Here is a 10,038-nt window from a genome sequence, read left to right on the forward strand (position 1 = left end):
CGCCAGAACGGCGAGCCCAACATCGCCGCTGCCCTCCGGAACGCCGGCCGCGACTACCGCCGACCTTTGTCCATCCTCGGCCTCACGTGATCAACCTGGACAGATCCCCATCACGCAATGACCTTGGGTAACGGGGGCGCACGTGGGGCGCATGGGAGCTTTGGCGGGGAGTGGGGTCGGAGCGGAGTGGTGGCGGCCGTGGGGGCCGTGGGAAGGTCGCGGCGGGCCGACCGGGAAGGCGCCCGCCTCCCTCGGAGTCGTGGGCTCCACCGGTGCCGGTACGCCTCCTGCCAGTGGCGTACCGGCACCGTCGTTCCCGCGCCGTCCGCCGCACCGCTCGCCGCGCCCTCCGCGGCAGTGCGCGGGACGGGATGGACGGGCTCCCGCCCTGGCCATGCCACCCCGTACGATGGCCGCATGTCCTTCCTCCGCCGCCGTAGCGCAGCCACGCCCACCGGGCCGGACTTCGACGTCCTCGCGATGGACCCGGGGGACTGGCCCGGCGACTTGGGCGCGGGGCTGCTGCCCGGCGCCGACGGGAGCTGCCAGGGCATCTACCTGCGGTACGACCTCTTCGGCGGCCGTGGTCCCGCGATGCTGATCGGGAACCTCCCCGAGGGCTCCCCGGCCCGCGAGCTGGAGGAGGGCCAGGTGCCCTTCGAGGTGGCGCAACTGCTGGCCGCGCTCGGCAACGACGAGCCGGCCGAGGTGGTCAACGTCGAGGGCACCCCGGTGATGCTCGGCGACGGACCGCTGATCGTCCGCCGGATCAAGATCTCCGAGTCCCGGGTCGCCTGTGCGCAGTTCGACCGCAGCGACGGCGTGCAGGTCACCATCGCCACGTGGGACCGCCCGATCACCGAGGACCTCTACCAGCTGCTCAAGCCGCTGCCCGCGGAGATGTTCCAGGCCGAGTGACCGCCGGGGCCGCGCGCCGGACGGGTGCTGCGATCCGGCCGACCTGTACGAGCCGGCCGCACGAGCGGTAGGAGCCGAACAACGTAAGGGGCGCCATCCCAGGGATGGCGCCCCTTACTTGTGCCTCCCGGCCGGGCTACTGCAGGGCCGAGGGCAGCAGCACCACGTCGGACGCGAGGACGTACTCCACCCGGTGCCCGAGCTGGATCTCGTAGTAGACGTTCTTGCCCCGCACCACCTGGTGGCCCGCCGGATCGAAGGTCACCGAGTAGTAGTACTCGCCGTGCACCGCGCCGCCGACCACGTACCGCTGGCCGGCCGGGATGGTGTAGGGCATCGGGGTGAGCGGCTGGACCGGCACGTCGGCCGGGAAGGCGCTCGCCTCGGGGTAGGCGCGGCCGTAGACCGGGATACCGGCCAGGCCCTTCTTCGGGGTCACCACCAGACCCGTCGCGTCCACTGCCGTCGGGTTCGACTTCGGGTTGTGGAACCACGCCTTCTGGCCGAGGTACCAGATCGCGGTCCAGTCGCCCTGCCGTCCGGCGACCGCGTACTGCTGGCCGGTGGACGCCCGCGCGCCCATGTCGTTGACGTCGGTGGTGCTGGCGCCCGTCGCGCCGTGCAGACCGACGTCCCGCACCAGCGGAGCGTCCTCGCTCGGCGCTGTGTACAGCCGCACCGCGTCGGAGCCGTGCGCCGGGCAGGTCGCGCCCGCCGTGGTGCAGCCGGTGTAGACCGGCTGGTTCGTCGCGTAGTCCGGGTCGATCGTCACCTCACCGCCCCACGTCCCCGCGGTCGGGTGGATCGGCGCGCCGAGCAGTGCCATGTAGTGGGCCCAGTCCCAGTACGGCCCGGGGTCGGTGTGCATGCCGGGCACGTAGGAACCCGTCGGCCCCGGCACGTTGTCGTGGCCGAGGATGTGCTGCCGGTTCAGCGGCACGTCGTACTTCTGCGCCAGGTAGCGCACCAGCCGCGCCGACGAGCGGTACATCGCCTCCGTGAACCAGGCGTCCGGGTCGGTGAGGAAGCCCTCGTGCTCGATCCCGATGGACTTGGAGTTGGTGTACCAGTTGCCGGCCTGCCAGCCGACGTCCTGGGTCTTCACGTGCTGCGCGACGTGCCCGTCGGAGGAGCGCACCGTGTAGTGCCACGCCAGGTACGTCGGGTCCTGCACCAGCTTCAGCGAGGTGGCCCAGGAGCCCTCGGTGTCGTGGATGATGATCGTGTCGATCTTCTCGTCGTGCGGCCGGTCGGCGAGGTCGTAGTTGCCGTAGTCCCCGCCGCCGATCTCCTGGTAGGGCGCCGGCACCCACTCGCAGCCCAGGCCCGGCGGGCACTCGGTGTTCGCGTCATTGTCCGCGCGCAGCCCCACCTTCGCGGCCTGGTCGGCCGCGGGCGCCAGGCCGGGCAGCGCGGCGAGCGCCACCCGCTGGCCGCTGTCGGTGGTGCGCGCCTCGCCCTGCCGGATCACGTCGAACACGTCGGCGGCGAACGAGTCCGCGGTGTCCCGGTCGTCCGCGCCGGAGTAGCGCGCCACGGCGGCGTACCAGTCGGCCGGATCGCCGCTCAGCGGCTCGCCCAGCTTCCGCTGCTCCGCGGCCAGCAGAGCCGCGCCGCCGGCCACGTTCGCCGCCGGCGCGCTGCGCAGTTCGGCGGACGTCAGCCCGGTGAGGGTCGCCGCGCGCTCCACCGTGGTCAGGTTCGCCGGGAAGGCCGCGGTGGCCGGTGCGGCCGCCTGCGCGGGCGTGATCAGCGGGCGCGAGTCGTCCCCGCGGCCGTCGTCGCCCCCGTCGCCGACCTGCTTCACCGGGAAGTCGGTCAGCGCGGTCCGCGCGTCGGTCAGGTGCATCGGCCCGTAGCCGCCGGTGACGCTCGGCATGCCCTGGTGGCCGTCCCACCGGGACTCCATGTACGACACGCCCAGCAGCACGCTGCGCGGCACCCCGTACTTCCCGGCGGCGTCACTGAACGCCTGCTGGAGCGAACCCGGCGCGGCCGCGTGTGCGGTCCCCGTGCCGAACAGCGGCAGCAGGACGGCCGCAGCGGCGACCGCCACCGCGCTTCGGGCACGGCGCCCGAGTGGGACGGGTCTACCGGGTGGGGGAGCGGAACGCGACACAACGGCCTCCTGCGGATGGGGGTCACCGGTTGATCAGCTCCACACAGGTACCGGCCTTCCCGACTCCCCGTCAACCACCCGTATACGGCGCGCCGTCCGCACGTCAGGACCCCGCACCCCCAGGTTTCCGCGCCGTGCGGCCGCCCACCTGCCGACCGCCAGTGGCGTACACCTGTGGATCCTCTGTGCTCGGCTTCGCCCGTCTGTCGACATTTCCCGGCCGGGGCACGGGCGTACGGCCGTGTACGCCACCGCGGGTGGGCGGGCACCGGGAGGCCGCTGCCGTACGGTCCGGCCCGCGGTTGCTACTGCGTGCCGACCGCCGCCCGCACCGCGCGCCGCGCCATCCCGCAGTCGTCGTGGAGCCGCCGCAGCAGCAACCGCTGCTCCTCGCCCGCCTCGGCGGAACCCGGCGCGATCGGACCGGTGGCCCGCATCGTCCGCTGCACGGCGGTCTCGTAGGTACGGATCTCGCGGGTCAGCACCAGCATCAGGTTCACCAGGAACCCGTCGCGGGCCTCGGCGCCGTGCGCCTGCGCCTGCTGGCTGATCTGCCGTCGCGCCGCGGGATCGTCCCCGAGCACCGACCACAGCACCGCCAGGTCGTACCCGGGCAGGTACCAGCCCGCGTGCTCCCAGTCGACCAGCGACGGCCCGGCCGGCGACAGCAGCACGTTCGACAGGAGGGCGTCGCCGTGGCAGAACTGGCCCTGCGCGTGCGCCAGTCCGCGCAGCAGCTTCTGCAGGTCGCCCAGATCCCGATCGGTGAGCAGGCCCAGTTCGTGGCAGCGCCCGATCCGCGCCGGGTAGTCGATCGGCGCGTCGAACGACCCGGGGGCCGGCCGCCACGCGTTGATTCTCGAGTATGCCGACAGCGCGGCGCGCACATCCCCCCGGGTCGGCGCCTGCACAGGGTGCCGCTGCGGTGCGACCACCCTTCCCGGCATCCGTTCCATCACCAGTACGCAGCTGTCCGGGTCTGCGGCGATCAGCCGCGGCACCCGCACCGGCGGGCGCTGCCGGACGAACGTGCGGTAGGCCGCTATCTCGTGGCGGAAACGTTCCGTCCAGGTGGGGGAGTGGTCCAGCAGACATTTGGCGACCGCCGGTGCCCGGCCGGAGGTGCCGATCAGCAGCGCGGTACGACCACCGCGCCGTAGCAGCTGCACGGGAGCGAACTCGGGGCAGATCCGCTGTACGGCGGCCACGGCGGTACGCAGCTGAGCCCCCTGCGGGCCGGTCAAGTCGATTCTCCCGCCGAGCGGATGGGAGCCGCCGGCCATGGTCCGCCGCAAAGCGGCCGGGCGCGGGCGCAGCACCGGCTCGCCGACGGAGGGGTGCGCGGGCCGGGGCGGGGCGGACACGGAGGACGATGCCGAATACATGAGTGGAAGCAGATCCCTTCGCGTGCCTACGAGTTCCAGGGGCGCCGCCCCGGGCGCGGTTCCGCACCCTGGGGAATGCGGAACCGGGCCGGGGTGGCGCGTTCCTACCTGACACCCTGGCGCGGGTGGCAGACCATCTGGCGGACCCTGGCGAACCCTGGCGAATAGTCGCGAGGCCAATGTCAGCGGGATTACTGTCAACGTGCCGAGGAACCTGGGGGCTTGACGTGGGCAATGGAGCCAACACCCGACTCGCGGACCTGTTCGGCCTCACCGGCTGGTCCAAGGGCGAACTCGCACGGCTGGTCAACCGGCATGCGGCGGCCATGGGCCATCCGCAACTGGCGACCGACACCTCGCGGGTGCGCCGCTGGATCGACACCGGTGAGTCGCCGCGCGAACCCGTGCCGAAGGTGCTGGCCGCGCTGTTCACCGAGCGCCTCGGCCGTGTCGTGACCATCGAGGATCTCGGGTTCGACCGGCGCCGGCAGGCGGGGAAGAGACAGACCGGGGACGGCCTGCCGTGGCCGCCGGAGCGAACCGCCGCGGTCCTCACCGAATTCACGGGAATGGACCTCATGCTCAACCGACGCGGACTGGTGGGCGCGGGCGCCGCGCTCACCGCCGGCACCGTACTCAGCACGGCCATGCACGACTGGCTGCACACCGATCCGGCCCTGGCGGCCGACGCACCTGTGCTCGACGACCCGCTCGCCGCCGATCCGGTCGCCTACGACGCCTACGAGGCGGCCCCGATCGGCTCCCAGGAGATCAAGTCGCTGGAGCACTCGGTCGAGGTCTTCCGCGCCTGGGACTCCTCACGCGGCGGCGGGCTCCAGCGAAAGGCGGTGGTCGGCCAGCTCAACGAGGTCGGCGGACTGCTCTCCTACCGCCACCCCCCGCACCTGCAACGGCGGTTGTGGGGGGTCGCCGCGAACCTCGCGGTGCTCGCCGGCTGGATGTCGCACGACGTCGGCCTGGAACCCACCGCCCAGAAGTACTTCGTGATCGCCGCGCACGCGGCACACGAGGGCGGCGACCGGCCGCGGGCCGGTGAGGCGCTGTCCAGGGCGGCCCGCCAGATGGTGCACCTGGACCGCCCCGACGAGGCGATCGACCTGATGAAGCTCGCCACGTCCGCTTCCGGCGAGCAGAATCTGCCGCGCACCCAGGCGATGCTGCGCACCATCGAGGCGTGGGCGCAGGCGTCCATGGGGCACGGCCAGGAGATGCGCCGCACCCTGGGCGAGGCCGAGGAGCTCTTCGCGTCCGACGGGGGCGACGCGCCGCCGCCCTGGATGCAGAACTTCGACGAGGCCGACCTGCACGGCATGCAGGCGCTGGCCTACCGCACGCTGGCCGAGCACGACCCGTCGGCCGCCGCCCTCGCCCAATTGCACGCCAAGCAGGCGATCGAGCTGCGCGGCGAGGGCCACGAGAGGTCGGTGATCTTCGACCACCTCTCGCTCGCCTCGGCCTGCTTCATCGCCGACGAGCCCGAACAGGCGGACCACTACGCCCGGATCGCGCTGGCGACCATCGGGCAGACCTCCTCGCACCGCACCTGGGACCGGCTGCGCCAGATGTACCGGCTCACCGCGCGGTACTCCGGGCAGAGCGACATCCAGGAGCTGCGCCAGGAGATCGAGAAGGTGCTGCCGAAACCGAAACCGACCAGGGAGGTGAAGGGGCCGAAGGAAGGGAAGGGGAGGGCCTCGCAGACCCGTTCGGTGTGACGACGCCGATTCGTCGCACCGTTGCCGGGCAGCCGGGCACAGCCCTGGTCGGGCCGTTGCCCACGTCGTACGGTCAGCTGGTCATGGAGTCGTGCCGTCGTACCGTCATACGGTTGCGTGACCATACGGTCGGGTGACCGTTCGGGTGGTCAGGAGATCCTGGCGATCAGCACGCACGCGTCGTCCGCCCGGTCGGGGACGTCGAACTCCTCGGCCACCATGCGCAGGCAGTCCTGCGCGGACCGGGCGCCGTCGAACAGCGGTCCCATGGCGAGCAGGTGTTCGGCGCTGCCGCCGGAGGCCGCGTTGTGCGGGAAGCGGCGCGGCACCAGGCCGTCGGTGTGCAGCAACAGCAGGTCGCCGGGGATGAGTTGCTCACGCGCCTGGGCATACCGGGTGCCTGCGGTGGCACCGAGCAGCATGCCGTCGGGCGGGTCGAGTACGCGCCCCGTCCCGTTGCGGAACAGCAGCGGGGCGGGGTGCCCGGCCTGCGCCCAGTGCAGGACCCGCTCGGCGGGTTCGTACCGGCAGCACAGGGCGCTGCCGAGGGCGGGCTGCGGGGAGCTGTCGAGGAGTTCGTTGAGCGCGGCCATCAGCGCGCCGGGCTCCAGCCCGGCGACGGCCATGCCGCGCAGCGCGCCGAGCAGCATCGCCATGCCCGAGGTGGCGGCCACGCCGTGTCCGGTGAGGTCGCCGACCGACAGTAAGGAGGAGCCGTCGGGCAGTTGCATCGCGTCGTACCAGTCGCCGCCGATCAGGCCGCTGGTCGCCGACGGGAGGTAGCGCGCGGCAAGGTCCATCGCGGCGGGACCGCCCTCCTGCGGGAAGCGCAGCCCGCCGCGCCACGGTGGGAGCACGGCCTCCTGCAACTCCACCGCGAGCCGGCGCTCGGTCTGCGCGATCTGCCGCTGCCGCTCCAGGGAGTCGCGGGTCTCCCTGAGCGTCCGCTGGCTGCGCCGCAGGTCGCTGACGTCGCGGATCACCGACCACATCGCGACGGTGCCGCCGTCGGCGTCGAAGACCGGCTCGCCGACCATGTGCACGGTGCGCACGGAGCCGTCGGCACGCACGATCCTGAACTCGCCGTCGATCGACCGCCCGTCGACCAGGCAGCCGGTCACCATCTCGCTGAGCAGTTGCTGGTCCTCCGAGAAGAGCCACGACGGCAGTTCGTCCAAGGTCAGTGGCCCGTCCTGCGGGGCGCGGCCGAAGATGCGGTACAAATCCTCGGACCACTGCGCCGCGTCGGTGAGCAGGTCCCACTCGGCGCTCCCGGCCCGCCCGAGCGCGCCGACCGCGGTCGGGTCGGGCAGCGCGGACCCGCCGACGCCCGCGGCCGGTTCCGACCCGGACCCCCGCATCAGCGCCTCGACCGGCACGTCCAGGTCGAAGCCCTCCCGCAACTGCCCCAGGTGCGTGCCCAGATCGTCGAGCTGGTGCACCGCGAGGTCGCACAGCGCCCGCTGCCACCGCAACCGCGGGTCCTCGGCCGCCGACACGCTCTCGCCGAGCACAGCGTCGACCCTGCTGCGCAACTGGCGCGCCTGGCTGATCAGGGCATCCACAGCCCCAGGACCGGGTGGCTGTGCTGCGGGGGAATCCGCGTGCGCGGGGGACGGCATGACGCACTCCGAGGGATGTCTGCGGGCAGCCGCGACTGCGGCCGTGGCGGACGGTGGGACAGATGGACCAGTTACGACTGTTGCACAGCGAGCGATGACTCGTAAGGGTTTCCGCGATACCCGATCCGGTGGTGCTTCCGGCATATGCCTAACGCCACCCTTTTGTGTGTACTTTCGCGCGGCCCCTCGGCCGCCTGCCCGAGCCGGCCCGGCTCGGCCACGCAGCTACGGCACACCGCGCAGCAGACGCGCCGCCGCGGGGAATCCGGACGTAGGTCCGCACGTACTCACACGCTGCGCCCGCGGCGGTTCCGGGCCGGCGGCCCGGCCCGGTGCAGCCGCAGGATGTGGTAAGAGACGGCGGAGGCGCCCAGGTGGTGCGTCGATGCCGGTTCGGCTGCGGTCAGGGGGCCGTTCCAGGGCGCGCGGCAGCGGCTGCGGGGCGGGACCGGGGACATCGTCCAGCGCACGGATGCGGATGCGGACGTGGGTGCGGGTCCGGGTCCGGGTCCGGACGTGGCCGCGGGTGCGGACCCGGACGCACAGGGCGCCGGGCCGGCTCCTGCGGCTCCTGTGGCGAGTCCGGGCGGTCCGGAGGCGCGGGTGCGTCCCGCGCGCCTCCGGACGGGCCTAGCCGCCGGAACGGCGAACCCTGCCGAAGCCCCGCGGCTACCGCGTCAGCCGGCGCTCAGCCGGCCTCGTACCGCCGTCTGGACATCGACTTCCTCCGCCGGGTCCGCGGCCAGCCTGCGCAGCTGGGCCAGCACCCGGACATCCCCGGACGCGGCCTTGCGCGCCGCCAGCTCCCGCGTGCTCTCCTCGCAGTCCCACAGGCACTCCACGGCGAACCCGGCCGCGAACCCCGGATCCGTGGCGGCCAGCGCGTGTGCGGCGATCCCGCGCAACTGGGACGACGAGGTCTCCCGGTAGAGATGCCTCAGCACCGGCGCCGCCCGGCACGCGGCGAGCCGTCCCGCCCCTTCGACCAGGGCGTCGAGACCGTCGGCGTCGGCCCCGCCGGTCTGCACGGCACGGCGCAGCGCGGCGAGCACGAGGTCGGCGTCGCGCGCGCCGCCATGTCTGGCCAGGATGCGGGCGGCCGCGTATCCGAGCGGGTCGGTGCGCTCCGCCCACTTGCGCGCGTGCGTGCTCGCCTCGTCGTCGGCCCGCCGCTCGAACGACTCGACGGCGGCCCGTACCACCCGCTCGTCCGCACTGGCCGCTGCGGCCTCCACGAGGGCGAACGCCTCGGGGTCACGGCGGTCGACGAGGTGGCGCAGCGCGGCCGCGCGGGCGGCCGAGGGGCCGTGCAGGGCCGCGTCCAGCAGCGCGCGGCGGTCCTCGGGCCCGGCCACCGAGGCGAGGCAGCGCGCGGCGGGCTGGTCGCGTTCGAGCGCGGGATGCTGCGCGAGCCCCTGATCGGCCCACTCCAGTACGGCCGCGACGCTCCACCCGGGCGTGGGCCCGGCGGACCGCATCTGCCGCTGCCAGCGGTCGAAGGACACCTGCTCGGTGGCCTTGCGGACCCGGGCGGCGGTGTCGGGCCGGTCCGCGTCCTCGGCCCACAGCTGCCACGGCCGCGGTTCGTACGCCTCGCGGACGGCCCGCGCCAGCTCCGCGTCGCCCTCCTCGGTGTGCGGGAAACGGGCGACCACGGCAGGGCCGAGCGCGCGCAGACCGGCTTCGTCGTCCCGCACGGCGAGTTCGTCCAGCGCCCAGGACCACGAGCCGCCGGCCGCGGCATAGCGGCGCAGCAGCCGCAGCGCGTCGCGGCGGCCGTACCCCGCCAGGTGCCCGAGCACGGACAGCGCCAGCCCGCAGCGGTGCTCGTCGGGGACCAGCAGGTCGTCGGGATGGAAGAGGTGCTCTTCGATCCCGTCGAGCGGGCCTTCGAGGTCGGAGTAGAGGCGGGCGTAGTACAGCGAGCGCGACTCGACCCGCCAGTCCAGGCGGGGGTCGCGCAGCACGCAGTGCTCCAGGGCGGCGAGGGCCTCCGCCCGCTCGGTCGCCAGGGCATGGAGGGGCCCGTCCCCGCGTCCTCTCTGGAGGAGGCCGAGAAGGGTGCCACTGGGCGCTATGTCTGGGTCGAACATGAGGTCAGCATCCGGTGCGGGGGATCTCATGGCAACGGGATTTCCGTGGCCAGGCGTGTACGCCGTCCGGCATCCTTACCGGCCACCGGGCGTTTCATGCCTGGCGATCGAGCGGACTCCCATGGGGACGGGCGCCGGAAGCCTACCGACTCGCCCCCACTGCTG

6 protein-coding genes are annotated in these 10,038 nt (G+C 73.3%); 2 read left to right on the forward strand and 4 right to left on the reverse strand.

The annotated features are described in order from the left end of the window. The first annotated feature begins 417 nt into the window (after nucleotides 1-417). Nucleotides 418-918 (forward strand): hypothetical protein, encoded by a 501-nt coding sequence (locus AC13HU_RS22515; RefSeq protein ID WP_483043738.1) that lies wholly within the window; start codon nucleotides 418-420, stop codon nucleotides 916-918. Nucleotides 919-1,054: 136 nt separating this feature from the next. Here the strand turns inward: AC13HU_RS22515 and AC13HU_RS22520 are convergent, their stop codons facing one another. Both AC13HU_RS22520 and AC13HU_RS22525 read right to left on the reverse strand, forming a co-directional pair. Then, entirely contained in the window at nucleotides 1,055-2,974 is a 1,920-nt protein-coding gene (locus AC13HU_RS22520) for an N-acetylmuramoyl-L-alanine amidase (protein ID WP_483043739.1), read from the reverse strand. 368 nt (nucleotides 2,975-3,342) lie between these two features. Beyond that, nucleotides 3,343-4,422 carry an aminoglycoside phosphotransferase family protein gene (locus tag AC13HU_RS22525; protein WP_483043740.1) on the reverse strand — a complete coding sequence of 360 codons (1,080 nt, stop codon included), beginning with the start codon at nucleotides 4,420-4,422 and terminating at the stop codon, nucleotides 3,343-3,345. Between the two features lie 227 nt (nucleotides 4,423-4,649). Here AC13HU_RS22525 and AC13HU_RS22530 point away from each other — a divergent pair, with 227 nt between their 5' ends. Then, the gene (locus AC13HU_RS22530) at nucleotides 4,650-6,158 is read left to right on the forward strand and encodes a DNA-binding protein NsdB (RefSeq protein WP_483043741.1); all 1,509 of its coding nucleotides are present in this window, start codon (nucleotides 4,650-4,652) and stop codon (nucleotides 6,156-6,158) included. Between the two features lie 149 nt (nucleotides 6,159-6,307). On the opposite strand, the gene AC13HU_RS22535 is transcribed toward AC13HU_RS22530, so the two are convergent. Continuing rightward, nucleotides 6,308-7,780: a PP2C family protein-serine/threonine phosphatase gene (locus tag AC13HU_RS22535; RefSeq protein WP_483043742.1), complete on the reverse strand. Its 1,473-nt coding sequence runs from the start codon at nucleotides 7,778-7,780 to the stop codon at nucleotides 6,308-6,310. A 677-nt stretch (nucleotides 7,781-8,457) separates the two neighbouring features. Further along, nucleotides 8,458-9,873 (reverse strand): HEAT repeat domain-containing protein, encoded by a 1,416-nt coding sequence (locus AC13HU_RS22540; protein WP_483043743.1) that lies wholly within the window; start codon nucleotides 9,871-9,873, stop codon nucleotides 8,458-8,460. Nucleotides 9,874-10,038 lie beyond the last annotated feature (165 nt).

Source organism: Streptomyces sp. NH27, from assembly GCF_056859195.1.